Origin of the sequence: Nonomuraea sp. NPDC049625 (assembly GCF_040675285.1) — a bacterium.
Classification (GTDB): Bacteria; Actinomycetota; Actinomycetes; order Streptosporangiales; family Streptosporangiaceae; genus Nonomuraea; species Nonomuraea angiospora_A.
In genome coordinates this window covers 336199-359371 of record NZ_JBFAOQ010000011.1, presented here as the reverse complement: position 1 = coordinate 359371, position 23173 = coordinate 336199, and the positions used below count along the sequence as shown (strand labels likewise).

General features: G+C 70.8%; 21 protein-coding genes. 13 read left to right on the top strand and 8 right to left on the bottom strand.

Translation table 11 applies throughout. The features are described from left to right. Positions 1 to 5 precede the first annotated feature (5 nt). The 3 genes from AB0J87_RS40385 to AB0J87_RS40375 are packed head-to-tail and all read right to left on the bottom strand — an operon-like array spanning position 6 to position 2526. A complete protein-coding gene (locus AB0J87_RS40385; RefSeq protein WP_363974821.1) occupies positions 6 to 1151 on the bottom strand; it encodes a thiolase family protein in 1146 nt (381 codons plus the stop codon). Continuing rightward, a complete protein-coding gene (locus tag AB0J87_RS40380; RefSeq protein WP_363974818.1) occupies positions 1148 to 1777 on the bottom strand; it encodes a CoA transferase subunit B in 630 nt (209 codons plus the stop codon). Before AB0J87_RS40380 ends, AB0J87_RS40385 begins: the two co-directional genes overlap by 4 nt. Continuing rightward, positions 1774 to 2526, bottom strand: coding sequence for a CoA transferase subunit A (locus tag AB0J87_RS40375; protein WP_363974815.1), 753 nt, complete (start codon positions 2524 to 2526; stop codon positions 1774 to 1776). Before AB0J87_RS40375 ends, AB0J87_RS40380 begins: the two co-directional genes overlap by 4 nt. Before the next feature lie 99 nt (positions 2527 to 2625). Between AB0J87_RS40375 and AB0J87_RS40370 the strand changes: the two genes are divergently transcribed. The 4 genes from AB0J87_RS40370 (at position 2626) to AB0J87_RS40355 (ending at position 7044) form a co-directional block, all read left to right on the top strand. Beyond that, positions 2626 to 4110: an IclR family transcriptional regulator C-terminal domain-containing protein gene (locus tag AB0J87_RS40370; protein ID WP_363974813.1), complete on the top strand. Its 1485-nt coding sequence runs from the start codon at positions 2626 to 2628 to the stop codon at positions 4108 to 4110. A 199-nt stretch (positions 4111 to 4309) separates the two neighbouring features. Next, a complete protein-coding gene (locus tag AB0J87_RS40365; RefSeq protein ID WP_363974810.1) occupies positions 4310 to 5332 on the top strand; it encodes a zinc-dependent alcohol dehydrogenase family protein in 1023 nt (340 codons plus the stop codon). A gap of 66 nt (positions 5333 to 5398) precedes the next feature. Continuing rightward, positions 5399 to 6280: a helix-turn-helix transcriptional regulator gene (locus AB0J87_RS40360; protein ID WP_363974807.1), complete on the top strand. Its 882-nt coding sequence runs from the start codon at positions 5399 to 5401 to the stop codon at positions 6278 to 6280. Between the two features lie 50 nt (positions 6281 to 6330). Then, positions 6331 to 7044: an SDR family NAD(P)-dependent oxidoreductase gene (locus AB0J87_RS40355; protein ID WP_363974804.1), complete on the top strand. Its 714-nt coding sequence runs from the start codon at positions 6331 to 6333 to the stop codon at positions 7042 to 7044. Between the two features lie 51 nt (positions 7045 to 7095). Here AB0J87_RS40355 and AB0J87_RS40350 read toward each other — a convergent pair whose 3' ends face one another. After that, a complete protein-coding gene (locus AB0J87_RS40350; RefSeq protein WP_350727678.1) occupies positions 7096 to 7917 on the bottom strand; it encodes a DeoR/GlpR family DNA-binding transcription regulator in 822 nt (273 codons plus the stop codon). A gap of 38 nt (positions 7918 to 7955) precedes the next feature. Next, positions 7956 to 10421, bottom strand: a complete 2466-nt coding sequence (pdxA, locus tag AB0J87_RS40345; protein ID WP_363974801.1) for a 4-hydroxythreonine-4-phosphate dehydrogenase PdxA — start codon at positions 10419 to 10421, stop codon at positions 7956 to 7958. 291 nt (positions 10422 to 10712) lie between these two features. On the opposite strand from pdxA, the gene AB0J87_RS40340 reads away from it, so the two are divergent. The 9 genes from AB0J87_RS40340 to AB0J87_RS40300 are packed head-to-tail and all read left to right on the top strand — an operon-like array spanning position 10713 to position 19649. Then, positions 10713 to 12239, top strand: a complete 1527-nt coding sequence (locus AB0J87_RS40340) for an ABC transporter substrate-binding protein (protein WP_350727680.1) — start codon at positions 10713 to 10715, stop codon at positions 12237 to 12239. 3 nt (positions 12240 to 12242) lie between these two features. Further along, positions 12243 to 13178 carry an ABC transporter permease gene (locus tag AB0J87_RS40335; RefSeq protein ID WP_363974798.1) on the top strand — a complete coding sequence of 312 codons (936 nt, stop codon included), beginning with the start codon at positions 12243 to 12245 and terminating at the stop codon, positions 13176 to 13178. Further along, positions 13175 to 14122 carry an ABC transporter permease gene (locus tag AB0J87_RS40330; RefSeq protein ID WP_363974795.1) on the top strand — a complete coding sequence of 316 codons (948 nt, stop codon included), beginning with the start codon at positions 13175 to 13177 and terminating at the stop codon, positions 14120 to 14122. Before AB0J87_RS40335 ends, AB0J87_RS40330 begins: the two co-directional genes overlap by 4 nt. After that, the gene (locus AB0J87_RS40325; RefSeq protein WP_363974792.1) at positions 14119 to 15015 is read left to right on the top strand and encodes an ABC transporter ATP-binding protein; all 897 of its coding nucleotides are present in this window, start codon (positions 14119 to 14121) and stop codon (positions 15013 to 15015) included. The genes AB0J87_RS40330 and AB0J87_RS40325 overlap by 4 nt, the downstream gene beginning before the upstream one ends. Then, positions 15012 to 15875: an ATP-binding cassette domain-containing protein gene (locus tag AB0J87_RS40320; RefSeq protein ID WP_363974789.1), complete on the top strand. Its 864-nt coding sequence runs from the start codon at positions 15012 to 15014 to the stop codon at positions 15873 to 15875. The genes AB0J87_RS40325 and AB0J87_RS40320 overlap by 4 nt, the downstream gene beginning before the upstream one ends. Then, a complete protein-coding gene (locus tag AB0J87_RS40315; RefSeq protein ID WP_363974786.1) occupies positions 15872 to 16888 on the top strand; it encodes an aldo/keto reductase in 1017 nt (338 codons plus the stop codon). The genes AB0J87_RS40320 and AB0J87_RS40315 overlap by 4 nt, the downstream gene beginning before the upstream one ends. A gap of 28 nt (positions 16889 to 16916) precedes the next feature. Further along, positions 16917 to 17699: an aldolase/citrate lyase family protein gene (locus AB0J87_RS40310; protein WP_363974783.1), complete on the top strand. Its 783-nt coding sequence runs from the start codon at positions 16917 to 16919 to the stop codon at positions 17697 to 17699. Continuing rightward, entirely contained in the window at positions 17696 to 18922 is a 1227-nt protein-coding gene (locus tag AB0J87_RS40305) for an exo-alpha-sialidase (protein ID WP_363974780.1), read from the top strand. The genes AB0J87_RS40310 and AB0J87_RS40305 overlap by 4 nt, the downstream gene beginning before the upstream one ends. 1 nt (position 18923) lies before the next feature. Continuing rightward, the gene (locus AB0J87_RS40300) at positions 18924 to 19649 is read left to right on the top strand and encodes an SDR family oxidoreductase (RefSeq protein WP_363974777.1); all 726 of its coding nucleotides are present in this window, start codon (positions 18924 to 18926) and stop codon (positions 19647 to 19649) included. Between the two features lie 22 nt (positions 19650 to 19671). Here the strand turns inward: AB0J87_RS40300 and AB0J87_RS40295 are convergent, their stop codons facing one another. The 3 genes from AB0J87_RS40295 to AB0J87_RS40285 form a co-directional block, all read right to left on the bottom strand. Beyond that, positions 19672 to 20571 carry a discoidin domain-containing protein gene (locus AB0J87_RS40295; RefSeq protein ID WP_363974774.1) on the bottom strand — a complete coding sequence of 300 codons (900 nt, stop codon included), beginning with the start codon at positions 20569 to 20571 and terminating at the stop codon, positions 19672 to 19674. Between the two features lie 15 nt (positions 20572 to 20586). Further along, positions 20587 to 22143 carry an alkaline phosphatase D family protein gene (locus tag AB0J87_RS40290; protein WP_363974771.1) on the bottom strand — a complete coding sequence of 519 codons (1557 nt, stop codon included), beginning with the start codon at positions 22141 to 22143 and terminating at the stop codon, positions 20587 to 20589. 93 nt (positions 22144 to 22236) lie between these two features. Next, the gene (locus tag AB0J87_RS40285; RefSeq protein ID WP_363974768.1) at positions 22237 to 22974 is read right to left on the bottom strand and encodes a DeoR/GlpR family DNA-binding transcription regulator; all 738 of its coding nucleotides are present in this window, start codon (positions 22972 to 22974) and stop codon (positions 22237 to 22239) included. Between the last annotated feature and the right edge of the window lie 199 nt (positions 22975 to 23173).

Below are 23173 nucleotides of genomic sequence, written 5' to 3'. Positions count from 1 at the left end.
TGCGGCTACCTTTCCAGGACGACGGCCAGGCCCTGGCCGACGCCGATACAGAGGGACGCGAGCCCGGTGCCGGAGCCGGCGGCGGCGAGCCGGTGGGCCAGGGTGCCGGTGATGCGGGCGCCGGAGGCCCCGAGCGGGTGGCCCAGGGCGATGGCGCCGCCGTCGGGGTTGACGATGGCGGGGTCGAGGTCGGGCAGCTCGGCCAGGCAGCCGAGCACCTGCGCGGCGAACGCCTCGTTCAGCTCGGCCGACGCCAGGTCGCCGAACCCCTTGCCCGCCCTGGCCAGGGCCCTGCGCGACGCCTCGACCGGGCCGAGCCCGAAGTGGCGGGGTTCGAGCGCACTGGCCGCGCCGGCGACGATCCTGGCCAGGGGCTCGCGGCCGCGCAGCCCCGCCTCGTCGGTCAGCAGCAGGGCGGCGGCGCCGTCGTTGAGCGGGGAGGAGTTGCCCGCGGTGACCGTGCCGCCCTGGCGGAAGACGGGCTTGAGCCGGGCGAGCTGGTCGGGGCCGGTGTCCTCGCGGATGCTCTCGTCCCTGGCCAGGCCCCCGATGGGGACGATCTCGCGCTCGAACGACGCCTTGGCCGCCTTCTGGTGGCTGGCCAGCGCGTACGCGTCCTGCTCCGCCCTGGCGACGCCGTGCAGGTCGGCGATCAGCTCGGCGCCCTCGCCCAGCGGCACGGTGTGCTCGGCGGGCATCTGCGGGTTGACCAGCCGCCAGCCGAGCGTCGTGGAGACCAGCTCCTGCCCGCCGGCCGGGAACGCCCTGTCCGGCTTGGGCAGCACCCACGGCGCGCGGGTCATCGACTCCACGCCGCCGGCGATCACGGTGGAGGCGTCGCCGAGGGCGATCATGCGGTACGCCTGGATGACGGCCTCCATGCCGGACCCGCACAGCCGGTTCACGGTCACGCCCGGAGTGGTCACGGGCAGGCCGGCGAGCAGCGCGGCCATGCGGGCGACGTTGCGGTTCTCCTCGCCGGCGCCGTTGGCGTTGCCGAGGATCACCTCGTCGGGGGCCTCCACGCCGTTGCGCTCGGCGACGGCCCTGACGACGTGGGCGGCCAGGTCGTCGGGACGGATGCCGGACAGCGCCCCGCCGTGGCGGCCGAAGGGCGTGCGGACGGCGTCCACGATGTAGACGGTGTTCATACGGCTACCTCCGCTTCCGTGCGGTCGCGCAGGTCGGCCACGCTCACCCCGGGCGCGGTCTCGACCAGCCTCAGCCCGTCCCCGGTGACGTCGAGGACGCCGAGGTCGGTGATGATCCGGTGCACGCACTCCTTCCCCGTGAGGGGCAGCGAGCACTCCTTGACGATCTTCGGCGTGCCGTCCTTGGCGGTGTGGTCCATGATCACGATGACCCGGCCCGCGCCGTGGACCAGGTCCATCGCCCCGCCCATGCCCTTGACCAGCTTCCCGGGCACCATCCAGTTGGCCAGGTCGCCCCGCGCCGAGACCTGCATCGCGCCCAGCACCGCCACGTCGATGTGGCCGCCCCGGATCATCCCGAACGACAGCGACGAGTCGAAGAACGCCGCCCCCGGGAGCACGGTCACGGTCTCCTTGCCGGCGTTGATCAGGTCGGGGTCCAGCGCGTCGGGGGCGGGGTAGGGGCCGACGCCGAGGATGCCGTTCTCCGAGTGCAGGATCACGTCCACGTCGGGCGGCAGGAACGACGGGATGCGGGTGGGCAGCCCGATGCCGAGGTTGACGTAGTCGCCGTCGCGCAGCTCGGCCGCCGCCCGCGCGACCATCTCGTCCCTGGTCCAGCTCATGAGGTGACCGTCCTCTTCTCGATGGCCTTGTCGGTCGCCTGCTCGGGGGTCAGGACGAGGACGCGCTGGACGAACACGCCGGGCAGGTGCACCTCGTCCGGCTCCAGCTCGGTCAGCTCCTCGACCTCGGCGACCGTGACCCGCCCGGCCATCGCGGCGAGGGGGTTGAAGTTGCGGGCGGCCTTGTTGAAGACCAGGTTGCCGTAGCGGTCACCCTTGGCGGCCCGCACCAGCGCGAAGTCGGTGGTGATGCTGCGCTCCAGCACGTAGGAGCGGCCGTCGAACTCGCGGACCTCCTTCGGCGGCGAGGCCACCGCGATCGACCCGTCCGGGTTGTGGCGCAAGGGCAGGCCGCCGTCGGCGATCGGCGTACCGACCCCGGCGGGGGTGTAGAAGGCGGGGACGCCGGCGCCGCCCGCCCGCAGCCGCTCGGCCAGGCTGCCCTGCGGGGTCAGCTCCACCTCCAGCTCCCCGGCGAGGTACTGGCGGGCGAACTCCTTGTTGTCGCCGATGTAGGAGGCCGTCACGCGGGCGATGCGGCCGGCCGCAAGCAGGATGCCGAGGCCGCCGCCGTCCACCCCGCAGTTGTTCGACACCACGCCGATCCCCGTCACGCCGGTGGCGTAGAGGGCCTGGATCAGGACGTTGGGGATGCCGCTGAGCCCGAAGCCGCCGACCGCGAACGACGCGCCGTCCGACACGCCGGCCAGCGCCTCCTCCGCGGTCGCGACCACTTTGTCTCTCCGCACGACGCTCCATTCATCGGGAGTGTTCGCATAGTGAACTTTAGTTCACTATTGTGATGTCGAGTATGCGTACGTGACCGCGCCCGTGTCAAAGGAGGGCCGATGGAGCCTGCGGGGACCCTCGAACGCGGCCTGGCCGTGCTTCGGGCGCTGACGGCGGATGCCGCCGGGTGCTCGCGCCCCATGCGGGTGCGCGCCACCGACCTCGTACGCGCCACCGGCCTGGCCAGGTCCACGGTCGACCGCGTGCTGGCCACGCTGGTCCACCTCGGCTACGTCCGCGCGGAGGGGCGTGACCTGCTGCCCGCGCCGCGCCTGATGGAGCTGGGCGAGGCGTACCTCGCCTGCGGTGGTCTGCGCGACTCCCTCGCGCCGCCGGCCGAGCGGCTCGCGGAGGAGCTGGACGAGTCCGTGTCGCTGGCCGTCCCGGACGGCGACGGGGTGCGCTTCATCGGCCAGTTCACCCGCAGGCGCACCATGTCGGTCGCCTTTCGGGTCGGCGACCTGCTGCCCGCCGACCGCTGCGCGGCGGGCCTGGCCCTGCGCGACCCCGCCGCGCCGTGGGCCGAGGACGACCAGCTCATCGAGCCGGGCCTGGTCGCGGTCGCGGTGCCCGTACGCGACCCGCGGGGGGAGGCGGTCTGCGCGGCGAGCGTCGTCAGCCACACCAGCCGGCACACCGCCGCCAGCCTGCGCGACTACGCGTTGCCCCGGCTGCGCGAGACGGTCGCGGCCATGGAGGCGGCCCTGACCGAGCCGGCGCCCCGGCCCCCTCTGGCACCGGCCCCCGCGGACCCTTCTCGCGCCGCGAAGGAGGAGTTGGGCGCGGGATACCTGCAGTCGCTGGCTCGCGGTCTTGCCGTGCTGGTGGCGCTCGGCTCGGCCCGCGGCGGGCTGAGCCTGGCCGACGCCGCCAAGATCACCGGGCTTCCGCGCGCCACCGTGCGGCGATCCTTGCAGGTGCTGGCGCGGCTGGGCTACGTGGCCTGCGCCGACTCCCGCTTCGCCGTGCTCCCCAAGGCGATGGAGCTGGGCTACGCCGCCCTGTCCGAGCGCACGTTCGGCGAGGTCGTCCAGCCGCACCTGGCCGACCTGGTGGCCCGCGTCCACGAGTCCGCCTCGGTCGGGGTGCTGTCGGGCGACGACGTCCTGTACGTGGCCCGCGTGCCCACCGTGAGCATCATGACCGTCAACATCACGGTCGGCACCCGCTTCCCCGCGTACGCCACCTCGATGGGCCGGGTGCTCCTGGCCGACCAGCCCGAAGAACGGCTGGCCGCCATCGCGCCCGAGCCGCTGACCCGCCACACCATCACGGCGCCCGACCGGCTGCGGGCCGCCGTCCGGCAGGCCGCCGAGGACGGCTACGCGCTGGTCGACCAGGAGCTGGAGGAGGGGGTCCGGTCCATCGCGGTGCCGGTCCGGGGCCGGGACGGGCGGGTGGTCGCGGCCGTCAACGTCGCCACCCACGCCAGCCGGGCCACCCGCGCCGACCTGCTCCGCGACGTCCTGCCCGCGCTGGCCGAGACGGCCGCCAAAATGTCCGCCGACCTGCGGCACGTCCCCGTGACGCCCTGGACGACTTAGGACGTACCCAGGTGCCGGGCCGGGACGGGACGCCGTTCGGCCGGGAACGGACGGTCCGGCTGGGGGGTGCTGTCAGCCCCTGCCAGCGAGCGCGTTCACCGGGTTCGATGGATCGCGAAAGGTGCGAATGGCGCGCCATTGACGAAGTCGTCGTCGGCCTGCGCGAGTGTCGATGCGAGAAACAGCAAGGAGAACGGTCATGCGGCAAGTGGTGATGCACACCGCCGGAGACGTCCGCGTGGAGGAGCGCGAGGATCCGAGGATCGTCGAGCCCACGGACGCGATCATCCGGTTGACGGCGACGTGTATCTGCGGGTCGGACCTGTGGCCGTACCGTGGCGTCGAACCGGCTGACCACCAGGTGATGGGCCACGAGTACGTCGGCGTCGTCGAGGAGATCGGCGCGGACGTGAAGAACGTCAAGGTCGGCGATTTCGTGGTCGGGTCGTTCGTCATCTCCGACAACACGTGCGAGATCTGCCGGTCCGGCTACCAGTCCCAGTGCGTGCATGGCTCCTTCGTGGCGCAGACGATCGGTACCCAGTCCGAGCGGGCTCGCATCCCCTACGCGGACGGCACGCTTGTTCCCACGCCGGGGCAGCCAGATCCGGAGCTGATCCCCTCGCTGCTGGCCGCGTCCGACGTGCTCGGCACCGGCTGGTTCGGCGCCGTCGCCGCCGAGGCCGGCCCCGGCAAGACTGTTGCCGTCGTGGGTGACGGGGCGGTCGGCCTGATGGGTGTCCTGGCCGCCAGGCAGCTCGGCGCGGAGCGGATCATCGCGATGTCCCGCCACCCCGAGCGGCAGGAGCTCGCCCGGTTCTACGGCGCGACCGACATCGTCACCGAGCGGGGCGACGAAGGCGTGGCGAAGATCAAGGAGTTGACGAACGGGCTCGGCGCCCACAGCGTGATCGAGGCGGTCGGCACGCAGGAGTCCACCATGCAGGCGATCGGTGCGACCCGTCCCGGCGGGCACATGGGCTTCGTCGGGGTGAACTACGACGTCGCGATTCCCGGCATCGACCTGTTCTTCGCCGGCATCCACGTCCACGGCGGGCCTGCCCCGGTTCGCCGGTTCCTGCCCGAGCTGATCCAGCTCATCTGGGACCGCAAGATCGATCCTGGCAAGGTCTTCGACCTCACCCTTCCGCTGGAGGACGCCGCGGAGGGCTACACGGCGATGGATGAGCGTCGGGCCATCAAGGTCTTGCTGACCGTCTGACGCGCGGTTGTGGCGGACGGCACCGCAGCGCCGACCAGGTCAGGCGACAGGTCTACGGTGGAGGATATGAGCAGGAAGGACGAGGTGCGGGAGTTCCTGATCTCCCGCCGGGCGCACGTGACCCTCGAACAGGCGGGACTGCCCGACTTCGGCGGTGAACGGCGCGTGCCCGGCCTGCGCCGCGAAGAGGTCGCCATGCTCGCCGGTGTCAGCGTCGATTACTACACCCAGCTCGAACGCGGCAAGATCCGCGGCGCCTCCGAGAGCGTGCTCAACGCCGTCGCGCGAGCGCTGCAACTCAACGACGTCGAACGCGAATACCTGTTCGACCTGGCCCGCCCCACCCCGACGACACCGGCCGCGCGCAGCCGGCGGCGGGCCGGGCCGTCGGTGCGGGCCTCGGTGCACCGGGTCCTCGGCAAGCTGGCCGTGCCCGCGGTCGTGGTCAACGCACAGCAGGACCTCATCGCCGCGAACCTCATGGGCCGCGCGCTGTTCGCCCCGCACTTCGAGGCCGAGGAGCCGAACCTGGCCCGCTTCATCTTCCTCGACCCTCGCGCTCGAGATTTCTACGTCGACTGGCCCCTTGCCCGCAGTATGACCGCCGCGATGCTGCGACTCGAAGCCGGACGCGACCCGCTCAACCAGGAGCTCACCGCACTCATCGGAGAGCTCTCCACGCTCAGCCCACAGTTCCGCGCGGATTGGGCCGAGCGGGACGTGCACGAGCACCGCACCGGCCGGAAGGTCTACCGCCACCCCGAAGTCGGCGAGATCGACGTCACCTTCGACGTGTTCGAACTGCCCGGCGAGCCGGGCCTGTCCATTTGCGCCTTCAGCGTCGAAGAGGGCTCACCGTCCGCTGACAGGTTCGCCCTCCTGTCCAGCTGGGCCGCCACCCAGGGATTCGGGAGCCGGCAGGGCGTGACCGCGGCCCACGGTGAGTAACCGGCAGACAGCGCGGAACCAGCCGGTCACGCAGGCGCGAGAGGACTGACATGGCACTGATTCTGGTAACCGGGGCATCCACCGGGCTCGGGCGCGACACGGCGAACGCGCTGGCCGACGGCGGGCACGACGTGGTCATCCACGTCCGCAACCGGGCCCGTCTCACCGGCGCGGATGGCACCGCCCGGTGGAAGGACGTCGTCATCGGGGATCTCGCCGAGCTGGACGAGATCCACGACGTTGCCCGGCAAGCCCGCAGGTTCGGCCGCTTCGACGCCGTCATCCACAACGCCGGCACCATGCGGTCTCCCGAAGCGGGCATCGTCAACACCGTCGCGCCGTACATGCTGACGGTCCTGATGGACAAACCAGGCACGCTCATCTACCTCAGCAGCGCCATGCACCGAAGCGGTTCCACCGACCTGCGCCGGCTGGGCACCGGCACCGCTTCCTACAGCGACAGCAAGCTGTGGGTCACCACGCTCGCGCTGGCGGTCGCGTCGCGGTGGGAGGGAACCTCGAGCCATGCGGTCGACCCGGGGTGGGTCCCCACACGCATGGGCGGCGCCGGCGCGCCGGATGACCTGGCAGCCGGACACCAGACACAAGTGTGGCTCGCCACTCACCATGACGTGCGCCCGGGCACCGGCGGCTACTGGCATCACCGGCAGGTGCAGACGCCACACCCCGCGTCGCAGGACGAAGATTTCCAAGATCGCCTCATTCGCGCCTTGGAGAGCCACACGGGCGTCCCGCTCGTCTGACCGCGGACCCCGCCGCACCAAGGCCGGAGCGGGTCACCTCGGGCACCCGCGTTATGGAGCGATCGGCTGACCCGCGGCCGGCTTCGGCTTGCTGATCTGTCCTTCGGCGTCGACCACGACCACCTCGACTCCCTCAGCCGAGAACGGGGCCAGCGCGTCCTCCGAGGCTCCGGCGTCGGTCACCAGCGTCCAGGGCCGGGGGAGCCGGACCCAGGCATGGAACGGACGTCGCCCGAGCTTGGCCGCATGCGCCAGCACGTAGGTCCTGTGGGAACTGCGCGCCATGAGCTCCTTGAGCCGGGTCTGCTGGAGGTCGGCCTCGCAGATCCCGCGGTCGGCGGTGACTCCGTCAGCCCCGAGAAAGACGCGGTCGAACGACATCCGCTCCAGGGCGGTCTCGGTGACGGGGCCGACGAATCCCTGGCTGAGGTGGCGCAGCCTGCCGCCGAGACACTCCACATGGAGGCCCTCGACGTCGTCGAGCTCTTTCAGCACCGTCAGGCTCGTGGTGGCGATCAGGAGCTGGGTGCTGGAGCGCAGTTCGTGAGCCAGCGCCGCGACGGTCGAGCCTGCGTCGAGCAACACGGACTCCCCGGCTCCGATCTGCTGGGCCGCCCACCGGGCGATTCCGCGCTTGGCCTCGAAGGCGTCACCGACGCGCTGGCGCAACGAGTCCTCGGGGTGCGCGACGACGGCCATCGCACCGCCGTACGTGCGGGCCAGCAGCCCCTGCGCGGTCAGCCGGGCGAGGTCACGCCGGATGGTCGAGGACGTCACGTCGAACGTCGAGGACAGCTCTTCGACGCTGGCCAGACCACTGGTCGTGGCCAGACGCACGATCTCGGCGCGCCGACGCTCAGAGTTACTGGACAACGCTCCTCCTTCTCGGCTTGTCGTTCAACGCCCCGGGGTCAGACGGCCGGGCTGGGAGACATCTGGGCGGCCTGCCGCAGCGCCTCGATCATGCTACCGACCTCGGCGAGGCCCTTCCCGGCGATGTCGAAGGCGGTTCCGTGGTCCACGGACGTGCGGATGACGGGCAGTCCCACGGTGATGTTCACCCCGGCCTCGATGCCGAGGATCTTCACCGGGCCGTGGCCCTGGTCGTGGTACATCGCCACGATGAGGTCGTAGTCTCCGCGCCCCGCGACGAAGAACGCCGTGTCGGCGGGCAGCGGTCCCTGCACGTCGATGCCGTCGGCCTGCAGGACCTCGATGGCGGGAACGATCTTCTCGGCCTCCTCCCCGTACCCGAACAGGCCGTTCTCCCCGGCGTGCGGGTTGATGCCGCACACGCCGATGCGCGGGTTGTCGATCCCGGCCCGCCGCAGCGCCTCGTGGCCGCGGCGAACGGTCCGTTCCACCAGGCCGGGTTCGATCTTCGCGATCGCGTCGATCAGCCCGATGTGCGTGGTGACGTGGATGACCCGGATCTTCGGTGAGGACAACATCATGGACACCTCGTCGATCCCGGTCAGGTGCGCGAGGAGCTCGGTGTGTCCCGGGAAGATGTGGCCGCCCGCGTGCAGGGCCTCCTTGTTCAGCGGTGCCGTGCAGATCGCCTGCACCTCCCCGGCCATCGCCAGCCCGCTGGCGACGCGTACGTAGTGGTACGCGGCCGCCCCCGCCACGGGGGAGACCTTCCCCCAGGGCAGATCCTCCGGCAGCAGCGCGAGATCGATGACATTGACGCGTCCCGGCTCGAACACGGCATCGGCCACGGTGTCGACCGCCACGATCTCGGTGTCGATCCCGAGGATGTCGGCCGCCTGGCGCAGCCGTACGGCGTCGCCGATGACGACGGGACGGCAGAGCTCGGCGACGTGGGGGTCCTGGAGGGCGCCGACGATGACTTCCGGGCCTACGCCGGCTCCGTCACCCATGGTGACGGCGATGATCGGGGTGGCCGCGGTGCGCGGCTGTGCGCCGACGGCGGCGGTGGTGATGCTCACTTGGGGACCTTTCGCTTGGTTCTGGGGAGGGGCGGGGTCAAGGGTTGCGAGGGAGCGCGCGGCCAGGGCCCTGACGATCTCGACGAGCGAGTCGGCTCCCCCGAAGCTGCCCGGGCGGGTGACCACGGAACGGCCGTCGGGCGTCCGGGAGTGGACGGCTCCCGGGTGCACCTGTCCGACCGGTGTCAGTTCCCGCACCTGAAGGGCGTCAAGGACGCGCCGGGCGGTCTCGCCGCCGGTCAGCACGAGGTCCACCGTCCGCGGGGACGCGCGCACCGCGTCCGCGACGACCTCGGCCAGCCGCCGCGCGATGTCACGCGAGGCCGCCGGCAGGACGGCGCCGGCGGAGTCGAGGAAGGCCACGACCGCCCGCTCGCCGATCGGGATGCGGGGGAGGGGGTCCCGTCCGGAGGGTGTGCCGAGGAGCGCCGTCAAGGGCAGGGCCACGGGTACGGCTCCCGCCTCGACCAGTCGGCGGACCTGCTCGGCCGCGACCGGCTCGGCGCTGCCCACCACGACGAGCGGCGCCGGGCGGGCCACGTCGCCGTGCCGCGCGGTATGAGCAGGGACGGGCTCATGCTCCTCGACGTGCGTCTGCTCGATGGCCGTCTGCTCGATGGCCGTCTGCCCGGTGGGCGTCTGCTCGATGGCCGTGCCGAGACTCCGCAGATGACGCCCGAGCGCGTCGGCGAGTCCGCCGGATCCGACCAGCCGCACCGACGGTACGGCCAGCGCGGCACGCAGCACGGCGTCCAGATCGGCATCCGTCTCGGCGTCGCACAGCGCGATGTGCGAGTCTTCGGCGCAGGAGGCGATCGCGTCGGAAAGGCGATCCGATCGCACGGTCGCGAGGTCCAGCACGCGGGCCGGAAGCGGCGCCAGGGCCGCCTCGACCGACGCCGGAGGGGAGACGCCGTCCACCGCCCAGGCGTTCGCACGGTGGAGGGCCACACCGGCCAGGTAAAGCACGCCACCGCGTACCACCCGATCCAGACCGGGCAGGGCAGGGGCGACGACGATGCCGGCCCCAGGCGCCATGAGCGCGGCCACCTCCGCCGCGACGTTGCCGCGCAGCAGAGAGTCGATCTTCTTGAAGACCAGCCGCGGACGCCCGGCCGAGGCCAGGGCGACCGCGGAACGCACCGCCGCGGCGGCCTCGGCGGGATGCCGGTGCCGGGAGTCGGTATCGACCACCAGGATGTCGGCGGGATCGCACTCGTCCCGCACGGCCTGGTGTGTGAGAACAATCCTCGTGCGTGTTCCGCGCATAACTATTCGCGCTGCCGACTCGGCCGCGCCCGAGAGGTCGTCGGCCACGATGAGGACACCGTGCGCGGCCGTGCTTCTCCTGGGCGTCAAGGAATCCCCCGATGTGTTCGATCTATGCACCTCAGACAGGCTTTCACTATCCCTGCGAACCCTCATGCGCGATCCGCTCCGGAGTGAGGCGTGCACGTCGGCGCAGCCTTCGTCTTGACTGGATGATGTCACAGCTTGCACAAAATGCGCTAGAGCTCTTGCGCGAAGCGCGCATGCGTGTAATGGTGCAGCAACGTCGTTGTGACGTGGGAAACATCCGGTCCTGGCAGGCGGCCGCTGAGAAGCGCACCGCTGAGGACGGTCCAGAAAGCGAGAAGCCCAGTGACTCATCTCGGAAGCGGCCCCCAGTACTCCCGGCGAAGTCTTCTCCGTCTCGGTGCTCTCACCGGCGCGGCCATGACGTTGAGTCCCCTCGCCGCCTGCGCGGGACCGGGGCCCGTCCCCGGCGCCGGCTCTGGTGCCGGTTCCACCGCCGGTCCTGGCCTCACGCTGGCGCTCAACCGCTCGCTCGTGTCGCTGGACAACAAGCTCAACCAGTTCGACGCCGCCGTCAGCGTCCAGCGCGGCGTCCGCCAGGCGCTGACCTTCATCGATCCGAAGCTCACCGTGCAGCACGTCCTGGCCGAGAGGTTCGAGCTGACGGCTCCCACCGAGTGGACGGTCAAGCTGCGGGACGGCGTCCGCTACTCCGACGGCAGCCCGGTCAAGGTCGAAGACGTCTCAACGGCCCTGCAGATGTACCAGAAGGTCCCCGGGTCGTTCCTGGCCGGCCTGTTCCCCGAATGGCCGACGGTCACCCCCGTCGACGCGAGCACCTTCAAGCTCGTGACCGAGAACCCGGTGCCGACGCTCGACTACCTGATGGCGAACATCCTGATCACCCCCGCCGCCGCGAACAAGGCGGAGGAACTTCAGGGCGGCATCGGCTCTGGCCCCTACGTCGTCACCTCCGCGAACCGGGGCACCGGCGAGTACACGCTGCAGGTCAACGACAAGTACTGGGGCCCCGCGCCCGGGATCAAGACCGTACAGGTCAGGTTCCTCCCGGAGGAGGCCAACCGCGTCGTCGCCCTGCGCAGCGGCGAGGTCGACGTGATCGACGCGATCTCCCCCGATGCGATCAGCCAGCTGTCCGGTCTCGGCGACGTGGAGATCCAGCAGGTGCCGAGCACCCGCATCACGCAGCTCTTCTACAACTTCCGCAAGCCCTCCGGGCACCCGCTCGCCGACGCGCGCGTGCGCGAGGCGCTCAGCTACGCCATCAACGGCCCCTCCCTGATCAAGGACGTCTTCGCCGATTCGGTGACCCAGGCCCGGGGCGTGGTGGCCGACACCCTGACCGGGGCGGTGCAGACCGGCGAGTACGTCTACGACCCGCAGAAGGCCAAGCAGATGCTCGAGGCCGCCGGGGTGAAGGATCTCAAGATCAAGATCATCTGGGAGACCGGGGAGTTCGCCAACGACACGAGCGTCATGGAGGCCGTGGTGGAGATGCTCAAGGCGGTCGGCGTGCAGGCCGAACTCCAGCAGTTCCAGCCGGGCGGCGACATCTCCAAGTGGCGGCAGGGCCGGGGCGGCGACTGGGACGTCCTCGGCAACGGCTACCCCGGCCCGACCGGGCTGGCGCTTACTCCGCTGCAGGGCATGTTCGCCGGCACGAAGGAGAAGGAAGCCACCCGGGACACCTACCACGGCTACGTGTTCCCCAAGATCACCGAAATGCTCCAGAAGGCCTCCCGGGAAACCGACAAGACGGCCCGGGACGCCCTGCTCGCCACCGCCCAGAAGGAGATCTGGAACACCTGGCCCTGCATGTGGGCCTTCGTCCCCAAGACCGTCATCGCCCGGCGCAAGCGCGTGCAGAACGTACTGCTCAGTCCCACCAACTCCTACGACCTGGCATCTGTCCGGCTGAATGGATGACTCGTGGTCCGATATGTCGCCCAACGTGTCGGGCAGAGCCTGCTGGCGATCTTCCTGACCGTCTCCACAGTCTTCGTCCTCGTACGGCTGGCGCCAGGGGATCCGGCCGCCGCCTACGCCAGCCCCCTGGCCACCACGGCGGAGCTCGAACGCATCCGCGTCCAGTTCGGCCTGGACAAACCGCTGATACAGCAGTACGGAATCTTCGTTCGTGACCTGTTCAGCGGCAATCTCGGCACGTCCTTCTCCTTCCAGGCCCCCGCCCTGGACGTCGTCCTCAGCCGGATGCCGTACACCGTCATGCTCGCGGTGTCCTCCATCCTGTTCGCCGCGGTCGTGGCCATCCCGCTCGGCGTCTGGATGGCGCGGCACGCCGACACCGCCCGCGAGCTGGGGGCCAACGTGGCCATGATCGCCGGCCAGTCGATGCCGGAGTTCTGGAGCGGCATCATGCTCCTGACCATCTTCGCGGTGCTCGTCCCCGTGCTGCCGGCATCCGGTTTCACCAGCTGGGGCGGCCTGGTGCTGCCGACCGTGACGGTCGGCATCCTGCAGATCGCGCTGATCTCCCGCCTGGTGCGCCGGGAGATGGGGACCGGCTTCGCGGCTCCCTACCTGACGATCGCCCGCTCCCGCGGCATCTCCGAGCGCGGCCTGACCTGGCGCTACGCCATGGGCAACTCGGCCGTCCCGGTGGTGACCGCGCTCGGCACCCGGTTCGCCGCCATGCTCAACGGCGTGGTGGTGGTCGAGGTCGTCTTCGCCTGGCCAGGTGTCGGATCGCTCGTCGTGCGCGCGCTGGAAACCAGGGACTATCCGCTGATCCAGGCGACCGTCCTGGTCACGGCCATCCTGACGGTGGCCGTCCAACTCCTCATCGATCTGGCCTACCCGCTGCTCGACCCGCGGGTACGACTCGGGAAGGCGGTGGCCTCATGACCGCCATGGAGGCCGGCCCCGCCGACGGCTTCGGAGACCAGGACGTCCCGGAGCCCCCCGCCCGGCCCAGCGCGGTGACCGCCAAGGATCTCGCGCGATCCGCGGCGGTCCGCCGCCGCAAGGGCGCGCGGCTGAAGCTGTGGATCGGCTCGGTGTGCGTGGCCCTGGTCGTCGTGCCCGTCGTCCTGGCCAACGTGCTGCCGATCCCCGGCCCGGACGAGCAGAGCCTCGGCCTGCGCCGCCTGCCACCGCTGACCGGCGGGCACCTGTTCGGAACCGACCAGCTCGGCAGGGACCTTCTCTCCCGGGTCCTGCACGGCGGCCAGGTCTCGCTCACCGTCGGGGTGCTGGCCATCGTCGTGTCCGGCATCATCGGCCTCATCGCCGGCGCCGCGGCCGGATTCTTCGGCGGCTGGGTCGACACCGTGGTCTCCCGCCTGCTGGAAGCCCAGCTCTCGCTGCCTCTGCTGTTGATGCTGCTGCTGGTCGTCGCGCTCTTCGGCCCCTCCATCCCGGTCATCACCTTCGTGATCGCGATCGCGCAGTGGCCGGAGGTGGCTCGCCTGACCCGTTCCCTGGTGCTCGTCGAGCGGGAGAAACCCTATGTGGCCGCGGCCCGGGTGCTCGGCCTGCGCCGCGTCACCACCCTGCTCCGGCACGTGCTGCCCAACGTCGTCAAGCAGGCCACACTCGTGATCCTGCTGCTGCTGGCCCAGGCCGTGCTGCTGGAGAGCGCGCTGAGCTACCTGGGCGCCGGCCCGCAGCGCCCGTTCGCCACCTGGGGCCGCATCATCTCCGACGGCCAGGACTACATCACGACGTCGTGGTGGCTGGTCACGCTGCCCGGACTGGTCATCGTGCTGCTCGTCGTCGGAGTCAACCTGCTCGGAGACGGGCTTCGGGACCGCGTACGCAGGCGGAAAGGGAAGGTGAGCCGAGCATGACAGCCGAGTTCGACGAGGCTGATCGTCCCCTGCTGGAGGTCGAGGACCTGCAGATCGAGCTGATCACCGAAGCCGGTATCGTCCGCGCGGTCGACGGCGTCAGCTTCCTCATCCGCCAGGGCGAAACCGTGACGATCATCGGTGAGTCCGGATCCGGCAAGTCCACCACGGCCATGGGCATTCTGCGGCTGCTCCCGCCGGAGCTGGCGGTCCTGTCCGGCAGAGCCCGCTTCCAGGGCGTCGACGTCATCGCCGATCCGCGCGCGGCGCGCAAGGTACGCGGGCGTACCGTCTCCCTCATCCCGCAGGATCCGATGACGGCGCTCAGCCCCGTCCATACCATCGGGCAGCAGCTCCGTGAGGCCGTTCGGCTGCGGCACCGCGGCCTGTCCAAGTCGGAGACCATCGCGCGATCCGTCGACCTGCTGGCCAAGATGCACATCCCCGATCCGGAGTCCCAGCTCCGCAAGTATCCGCATCAGCTGTCAGGCGGCATGCTGCAGCGCGTGCTCATCGCGCTCGCGCTCGCCGGGTCGCCCGTACTGCTCGTCGCCGACGAACCGACCTCCGCCCTGGACGTCACCGTCCAGGCAGGCATCCTCGACCTGCTGCTCGAAGTGCAGGAGAACACCGGCATCGGCATCCTCATGATCACTCACGACATCGGCGTGGCCCGGCTCGTCTCCGACCGCATCCATGTCATGAAGGACGGGCGATTCGTCGAGTCCGGCGAGGCCGAACAGATCGTCGACGCGCCGGGCGATCCGTACACCAGGAAGTTGCTGAAGGCGGTCCCGCGGCTCGGCCCGTGGGACGAGGACGGTGAGTCGCCGGAAGCGCCCCTCGACGACGGGTCGCCCGCCGACCCGGTGGCACTGGGAGAATCCCGATGACCGATGACGCGTTCCTCGAGGTCGACGGCCTCGTCGTGGACTATCCCGTCGCGCACGGCTTGTTCCGCGCGGTCGACGACGTCAGCTTCACCGTCCGGCAGGGCGGCACCCTGGCCATCGTGGGGGAGTCGGGCTGCGGCAAGTCCACGATCGCCCGGTCGATCGTACGGCTGGTCAGGCCCACCGCTGGCCGCATCGTGGTGGGCGGCACCGACATCGCGGGGCTGAGCGAGAAACAGCTGCGCCCGATGCGCAACCGGGTGCAGATGATCTTCCAGGACCCGTACGGATCGCTCGACCCGCACCTGTCGGCGGAGGAGATCGTCGCGGAACCGCTGCGGGTGCGCGGAATGCGCGACAGACGCGCACGGGCCAAGGAGGCGGCCAGGCTCATCGACCAGGTGGGCCTGCCCGCCACGGCCCTCGAGCGCCGCCCGCCGGAGTTCTCCGGCGGCCAGCGCCAGCGCATCGGCATCGCCAGAGCCCTGGCTTCCCAACCCGATCTGCTCGTCTGCGACGAGGCGACGAGCGCTCTGGACGTGTCCGTCCAGGCGCAGGTCCTCGCCCTGCTGATGAGGATCCAGGCCGAGACCGGTCTCACCTATGTCGTGATCTCCCACAACCTCGGTGTGGTCAGGGAGATCAGCGAGGACATCATCGTCATGAGCAAAGGGCGCCTGGTCGAGTCCGGCCCGACCCGGAAGGTGCTGGCCGCGCCGGCCCACCCCTACACCCGCGCCCTCCGCAGGGCCGCGCTGGACCCGTCCGCCATACGCGGGCGCAAGCCGCGCGATCTGGTGCGGGCCCCGTCCGCCAAGCAGTCCCCCGGGACACCTGTTCAGCGAGGAACCGACCGATGACACCTTCTGTACCGGCGATCTCCGTACCGGCGGCGACACCGGCAGCGACACAGTCCGGGGCGCGCATCGGGCTGTCCCGGCTGGTGCTGGGCACCATGACGTTCGGCGACACGGCCGACGCGAAAGAGGCCGCGCGCATGCTGGACGCGGCGCTCGACGCCGGCATCACCGGGGTGGACACCGCGAACGTCTACGCGGGCGGCGCGACCGAGTCCATCCTGGGACCGCTGCTCGCCACCCGGCGCGACCGGGTCGTCCTCGCCACCAAGGCCGGCATGCCCCATCCGGACGCGGGCGATGACGCGCCGTTGTCCGCCAAGGCGTTGCGGGCGAGCCTCGAAGGCAGCCTGCGCCGCCTGCGGGTCGACCACGTCGACCTGTTCTACCTGCACCAGCCCGACCGCCGCACGCCGCCGGCCGAGACGCTCGGCGCCGTCGCCGAGTTCGTCGCCGAGGGCAAGATCGGCGCGCTCGGCGTCTCCAACTACGCGGCCTGGCAGATCGCCGAGCTCAACCACACCGCCGACGCCGTCGGCGCGCCGCGCCCGGTCGTCGCCCAGCAGCTCTACAACCTCCTGGCCCGCAGGGTGGAGGAGGAATACCTGGAGTTCGCGCAGAGCACCGGCCTGACGACCATGGTCTACAACCCGCTCGGCGGGGGCCTGCTCACCGGCCGGCACACCTTCGAGCAGGATCCTTCCGCCGGCCGCTTCGGCGACTCCAAGCTCGCCCCCATGTACCGGCAGCGGTACTGGAACCCGGCGCTGTTCGAGGCCGTCACCGCCCTCGGTGAGATCGCCGCGCAGTCGGGCACCCCCCTCGTCGAGCTGTCTCTGCGGTGGCTGCTCCATCGCGACGGCGTGGGGGCCCTCCTGCTCGGCGGTTCCAAGGTCGAACACCTCCGCGCGAACATCGCGACCGCCGCGGCAGGACCCCTCCCCGAGGACGTCGTGGCAGCCTGTGACCGCGTGGGCGCGGCGCTGCGCGGCCCCATGCCCGCCTACAACCGATGAGAGCCGACCACCGAGGAGAAGGCCAGCCGTGAGCATCACCGACTTCACCGCCAGGATCCGTGCCCGGCAACCCGCACTGGGCTACTGGTCCGTGCTCAATTCGCCCGTGTCCACCGAGCGCATCGCGCGCCTCGGATACGACTACGTGTGCCTGGACGCCCAGCACGGACTGCTGGGCTACTCGGGGTTGCTGAGCGGCCTGACCGCGATCGACGCGGGCGGCGTGTCCGCGGGCCTGGTCAGAGTCGAGGCGAACAACCCCGCCCCCATCGGCCGTGCCCTCGACGCGGGCGCCGCAGGCGTCATCGTGCCTCTCATCGACACCGCCGAGGACGCCGCGGCCGCTGTCTCCGCGACCCGCTATCCACCGAAGGGGCGCCGCTCGTACGGCCCGATGCGCTCCGCGCTCCGCATCGGACCGCGCCCCGCGGACAGCGACGCCACCGTGCTGGTCCTCGCCATGATCGAGACGGCACAGGGGCTGGCGAACGTCGAAGCGATCTGCGCCACCCCCGACCTGGACGGCGTCTACGTGGGCCCGTCCGATCTGTGCCTGGCCCTGGGCGGCGCCTTTCCCGGCGACCCCGCGATCGCCTCCCAGTTCGAGGACGCGCTGGTCACGGTGCGTGAAGTCGCCAGGTCCGCCGGTATCGCCGCCGGCATTCACACCCCCGACGGTGGGTCGGCCGCCAAGCGCCTGGCCGAGGGATACACCTTCGCCACCATCGCCTGCGACCTCGTCCACCTCGAACAGGTCGCGAAGTCCCACCTGACCGACGCCCGAGCCCAGTCTCGCCAAGGAGAGCAGTGAGCCAGTCCCCGACCTCCGTCCCCGATCACCTGCCCATGGACGGACTGATCCGGGTTCGCGACGACGATCCGGACCGCCGTGACGCGTACCTGATCGCGCCCGCCGTGCAGAACCACGCGGCCAACCTCATGTCGCTGCACGACGGTGATCTCGGCTGCGTGTGGTTCGGCGGCACGCAGGAAGGCGTCTCGGACATCTCCATCTGGTTCTCCCGGCTGCAGAAGGGCGCGGACACCTGGTCCACGCCCACGCGGCTGTCCGACGACATGACGCGTTCCGAGCAGAACCCGGTCCTGTTCCCTACACCCGCCGGAGAGCTGTGGCTGCTGTACACCGCCCAGCACGCCGGGAACCAGGACACCGCCGAAGTCCGCCGTCGCATCTCCCGAGACGACGGTCAGACCTGGGGGCCCGTGCACACCCTCTTCCCCGCCACGAGCCGCGGCGGCGTCTTCGTCCGGCAGCCCGTGCTCGTGCTGCCCTCCGGCCGATGGCTCCTGCCCGTCTTCAACTGCGTCACCACGCCGGGCAGGCGCTGGGTCGGCGACCGTGACACCAGCTCCCTCATGATCTCCGACGACGAGGGACGAACCTGGCGCGAGCAGCTCGTCCCCGACAGCACGGGCTGCGTCCACATGAACGTCCACCTCCTGGCCGACGGCACGCTGCTCGCGCTGTTCCGCAGCCGCTGGGCGGATTCGATCCACGCCAGCCGGTCGGAGGACGAGGGCGTGACCTGGAGCGCTCCCGCCGCCACCGAACTGCCCAACAACAACTCCTCCATCCAGTACGTCACACTTCGTGACGGCCGGCTCGCGCTGGTGTTCAACGCCAGCAGCGCGGCCGACGCCACCGAGCGGCGAGTCTCCCTGTACGACGAGATCGACGACGACGGCCTGGCCGAGACCCCGGCGAGTCCGGCGAGTCCGGCACTCGCCGGGAGTAATGAGCGGACCGCGTTCTGGGGCGCCCCGCGCGCGCCCATGACCCTCGCGCTGTCCGACGATGGTGGGCGCACGTGGCCGATCCGCCGCGATCTGGAGGTGGGCGACGGCTACTGCCTGACCAACAACTCCCGCGAGGGTCTCAACCGGGAGTACTCCTACCCGTCCATCCAGGAAACCGCCGACGGCGACCTGCACATCGCCTTCACCTACCACCGCCGCGTCATCAAGTACGTACGGGTACGACCCGAGTGGGCCGCCCGCGCCGCGGGCGTCTGACGTGTCGACGGACACCACGCCAGACCGCCACACCGCGGAGCAGCCGCAGCACGCGGTGGTGACCGGGGCCAGCTCCGGCATCGGCCAGGCCATCGCCGCACGCCTGCTCCGCGAGGGCTGGAAAGTCACCGGGATGAGCCGTACCCGCCCTCCGGAGCACCGCCAGGACAGCCCGGCCTACTCGTGGATCCAGGCCGACCTGACCGACCTCGACCAGTTGGCCGACGCATCGGCCGCGGTGGGCACCGTCGACGCCGTCGTTCACGCGGCGGGCCTGCAACGCTCCGCACCGCTCGGACGCCTCTCGGCACAGGACGGCGCCCTCATGTGGCGCGTCCACGTCGAGGCCGCGACCGTTCTGGTGAACGCCCTCGCCGACGCGATCCGCCCAGGTGGCCGCGTCGTGCTGATCGGAAGCCGCACGATGGCGGGCGCGGTGGGCAAGAGCCAGTACGCGGCGACCAAGGCCGCGCTCGTGGGCCTGTCCCGTTCCTGGGCCATGGAACTGGCCCCGCGTGGCATCACCGTCAACGTGGTCGCCCCCGGCCCGACGGACACCCCCATGCTGCGGGATCCCGGACGTGCCGCCACGCCGCCACGGGTCCCGCCGCTGGGGCGATTCATCAGACCCGAGGAGGTCGCGGGACTGACGGCCTTCCTCCTCGGCCCGGAAGGGGGCGCGGTCACCGGCCAGCACCTGGTGATGTGCGGCGGCGCGTCCCTGTGAGCCGGCGGCTCCGTCTCCTGGCCTAGCGGACCTCCACCTCCGTGATGCGGGTGTAGTCGTTGGCGCCGTTCGAGGCCAGGGCGACGATGCGGACCGCGTCCGCCGTCACAGCGGCGAAGTCCGAGCGCACGCTGCCCGCGGTGTTGCCGCGGACCTGCGCGACCGTCTGCCACTGGCCGTTCAGCCCCGCCTGGACGTCCCAGTCGCGCAGCCCGACGCTCGAGGACGGGTAGCGCTCGGTGTTCAGGGTGTAGAGGTCGACGCGGGAGATCTGCTTGGGGCCGCCCAGCGCGATCGACACCGTGTCCGGCCAGGCCCTGGCCGTGGCGTCGTTCCAGCCGTTGCCCCCGGCCCAGCCGTTCGAGCCGGCGTCGCCGTCGGCGACGCTGCACGGCGGGTAGTTCGCGTTGGTGTGCTGGGACGAGGCGGTGACGGGGCGGCGCAGGGCGAGATTGCCGCCGTTGTCGAGCTGGTCCAGGGTGACGACCTGGACGGGGACCGACAGGGTGCGGTCCGGCGTCTTCAGGCGCAGCGCGTACTCGCCCTGCGGCGTGGTGGGCGGCACGGCGATCAGCAGCTTCGCGCCGAGCTCGTAGCCGGGCGGCAGGTAGCTGGTCAGCATCGAGCGGGAGGCGGACAGCGGCGCTGTCACCTCGACGGACATGGTCGCGTACGACGGCTTCCTGGCGTCGCTGCGCATGCCGATCTCGAGCTTGGCCGGGCAGGCCGGGTCCACGCCGAGCGGGGCCACGACCCGGTCGGCGCCCGCGATGGGGGTCAGCCTGCCGGTGCCCTTGGAGGCGCCCGATCTGACGGTGAGCGACGGGTTCGACGGGGGCTCGGAGGGATCCTGTGCATGGGCGGCGGCCGGGGCGGTCAGGACGACGGCGGTGGCGGCCAGCGCGGCGGTGAGGAGTCGCATGATCGGTCCTTCCTGTCAGAGCGCGTGCAGGCCGGGCACGCCGTCGAGGGTCACGAGGCTGGCCCTGGTGGAGACCGGCGCGCCGGGCCGGTCCACGTACGGCACCACCTTGAAGTCCGCCCGCCACTGGCTCCTGGTGACCTCGCAGGAGACGTAGCCGCGCTGGTAGCTGGAGAAGCGGAGATGCGGGTTGACCGGGTCGGTGCCGCCGGCCGGCAGGCCGGTGTTCGGGTTGCCGTTGCCGCCGCTGCTGACGGAGGTCCCGACGAACTCCACGCCGACGGTCTGCGAGGAGGGGTCGTCGAAGTTCGCCTTGAGCTCCCCGGCCAGGTTGTAGTGGATGTCGCCGGTCAGCACGACGGGGTTGCTGACCTGCCGCTCCACCATGCCGTTCAGCACGCGGTCCTTGGCGGCCTTGTAGCCGTCCCAGAGATCCATGCTGAGCTTCTGCGCGGGCCCGGCGTCGTAGTCGAGCTGGATCATGGCGATCTGCTGGGCCAGCACGTTCCACTTGGCGCGGGACTCGCCCAGGCCGTCGAGCAGCCACTTCTCCTGCTCGGCCCCGAGCATCTGGCGGGCCGGGTCGAGCCGCTCGGCGCAGTCGATCTGCTGCCCGTCGCCGCAGACCTGGTCGTCGCGGTACTGGCGGGTGTCCAGCACGTTGAACTCGGCCAGGTCGCCGAAGGAGAACCTGCGGTAGATCCGGGCGTCGGGCCCCTGCACGGCGGGCACCCTGATGGGCATGTTCTCCCAGTACGCGCGGAAGGCGTTGGCGCGGATCACCAGGTAGTCCTGCTCGGACACCTCGCCGCCGGGGCCGAAGCGGCCCGCCCAGTTGTCGAGCACCTCGTGGTCGTCCCAGGTGACGATCCACGGCGCTGCGTGGTGCGCGGCCTGCAGGTCGGGGTCGCTCTTGTAGAGGCCGTACTGGACGCGGTAGCGGTCGAGCGTGTCGCACTGCACCCGGAACTGCTCGGGCACCGGCGTGTTGCGGTTCCCGCCGGAAGGCACGATGCCGTACTCGTAGATGTAGTCCCCGAGGTGGAAGACGACGTCGGGACGCTCCTCGGCGAGGTGGCGGTAGGCGGCGTAGTAGCCGTCCTGCCACGACGCGCACGAGGCGAAGGCCAGATGCAGCGACTCGGGGCTGCTGCGCGGCGCGGGCGCCGTCCTGGTCCTGCCGACCGGGCTGAGCTCGCCGCCGGTGCGGAAGCGGTAGAAGTAGTCGCGGCCGGGGCGCAGCCCCTTCGCGTCCACGTGGACCGAGTGGCCGTACTCGGGGGTGGCCCACGTGGAGCCGTACCCCGCGCGCCGGGTGAACGCCTCGTCCTCGGCGATCTCCCACTCGACCTTGATCTTGTTGTACGGCAGCCCGCCCAGCGGTTCGAGCGGCCTGACCGCCAGCCGGGTCCACAGGATCACCCGGTCGGGCAGCGGATCGCCGGAGGCGACGCCGAGCTGGAAGGGGTAGTCGCCGCTCACCGTGGCGGCTGCGGTCCACGGGTCGGCGAGGTCGGTGCTGAACGCCAGGGCTAATGCGCTCAGACCGAGGAACGAACGGCGCGTGTGCATGCTGCTTCCTCAGATGGGGGGCGAAAGCCCTCACTTTGTAGCAAGCAGGCAAGCTTGTAACAAGACTGAAGTTAAAAATCACACACAAACGTGTTACAACTGGGCGACCTCGACCCGCCGGTGCCGGTCGCGCAGGCGCTGCAGCATCTCGGCGGGGGCGTTGGCGTCGACCACGATGACGTCGAAGTCGTCGAGCGGCGCGACCCGGTGCAGCGCCACCCTGGCCAGCTTCGAGCCGTCCACGGCCAGGATCCGGCGGGTGCCCGAGCCCAGCATCGCCCGCTTGACCAGCACGATCTCCTGCTCCTGGTGGAAGGCGTACTGGTCGGAGACCGCGGAGGTGGAGACCACGACCACGTCCGTGCTGACCGCCTCGACCGCGTCCACGCAGCCCAGTCCGAGGAAAGAGTCGTGTGTGGCATGGTACTCACCGCCGAGCGCGATGAGCCGGATGTCGGGGGTGGCCGCGAGCAGCCTGATCGCCTCGAGGAAGTTCGTCAGCACGGTCAGCGGCGCGAGCTCGCCCAGGTGGCGGGCCACGGCCAGGGCCGTCGTGGAGTCGTCGAGCATCACGGAGCTGCCCGGCTCGATGAGCCCGGCCACCACCCTGGCGATCGCGTCCTTCTCCGCGGTGTGCGCCGTGAGCCGGTAGGCGATGTTGCTCTCCCAGACGTTGGAGGCCTGGGCGGTGGCGCCGCCGCGAACCTTGCGCACCATGCCCTGGCGCTCCAGCTCGTCGAGGTCGCGGTGCACGGTCATCACGCTGACGTCGAAGCTCTCCGCGAGCTCCGTCACCGTGGCCGAGCCACGCCGCACGATGTGCTCGGCCATGTCCCGCCACCGAGCGGACTTACCGGAGGTGTGCTGCCGCGAATTCACCCTGAGCCCTCACCCTTGCCTGGACGGTTGCGGATCCTACTCTTGACACTCTTCTCGGGCGACTCGTACTCTCCCGACATCCCTCATTTTTAACAAAATCGGCTGTTAACTTAACAGGCCCGTCATTAAAACGTTCGTATCGGCTCCCCCA

What these genes read in the sequence shown, in the direction of transcription:
- AB0J87_RS40385 (WP_363974821.1), bottom strand. Translation starts at nt 1,151, where the DNA reads ATGAACACCGTCTACATCGTGGACGCCGTCCGCACGCCCTTCGGCCGC.
- AB0J87_RS40330 (WP_363974795.1), top strand. Translation starts at nt 13,175, where the DNA reads ATGACCGCCATGGAGGCCGGCCCCGCCGACGGCTTCGGAGACCAGGAC.
- AB0J87_RS40325 (WP_363974792.1), top strand. Translation starts at nt 14,119, where the DNA reads ATGACAGCCGAGTTCGACGAGGCTGATCGTCCCCTGCTGGAGGTCGAG.
- AB0J87_RS40380 (WP_363974818.1), bottom strand. Translation starts at nt 1,777, where the DNA reads ATGAGCTGGACCAGGGACGAGATGGTCGCGCGGGCGGCGGCCGAGCTG.
- AB0J87_RS40370 (WP_363974813.1), top strand. Translation starts at nt 2,626, where the DNA reads ATGGAGCCTGCGGGGACCCTCGAACGCGGCCTGGCCGTGCTTCGGGCG.
- AB0J87_RS40315 (WP_363974786.1), top strand. Translation starts at nt 15,872, where the DNA reads ATGACACCTTCTGTACCGGCGATCTCCGTACCGGCGGCGACACCGGCA.
- AB0J87_RS40365 (WP_363974810.1), top strand. Translation starts at nt 4,310, where the DNA reads ATGCGGCAAGTGGTGATGCACACCGCCGGAGACGTCCGCGTGGAGGAG.
- AB0J87_RS40295 (WP_363974774.1), bottom strand. Translation starts at nt 20,571, where the DNA reads ATGCGACTCCTCACCGCCGCGCTGGCCGCCACCGCCGTCGTCCTGACC.
- AB0J87_RS40290 (WP_363974771.1), bottom strand. Translation starts at nt 22,143, where the DNA reads ATGCACACGCGCCGTTCGTTCCTCGGTCTGAGCGCATTAGCCCTGGCG.
- AB0J87_RS40360 (WP_363974807.1), top strand. Translation starts at nt 5,399, where the DNA reads ATGAGCAGGAAGGACGAGGTGCGGGAGTTCCTGATCTCCCGCCGGGCG.
- AB0J87_RS40285 (WP_363974768.1), bottom strand. Translation starts at nt 22,974, where the DNA reads ATGGCCGAGCACATCGTGCGGCGTGGCTCGGCCACGGTGACGGAGCTC.
- pdxA (WP_363974801.1), bottom strand. Translation starts at nt 10,421, where the DNA reads ATGAGGGTTCGCAGGGATAGTGAAAGCCTGTCTGAGGTGCATAGATCG.
- AB0J87_RS40355 (WP_363974804.1), top strand. Translation starts at nt 6,331, where the DNA reads ATGGCACTGATTCTGGTAACCGGGGCATCCACCGGGCTCGGGCGCGAC.
- AB0J87_RS40340 (WP_350727680.1), top strand. Translation starts at nt 10,713, where the DNA reads ATGACGTTGAGTCCCCTCGCCGCCTGCGCGGGACCGGGGCCCGTCCCC.
- AB0J87_RS40320 (WP_363974789.1), top strand. Translation starts at nt 15,012, where the DNA reads ATGACCGATGACGCGTTCCTCGAGGTCGACGGCCTCGTCGTGGACTAT.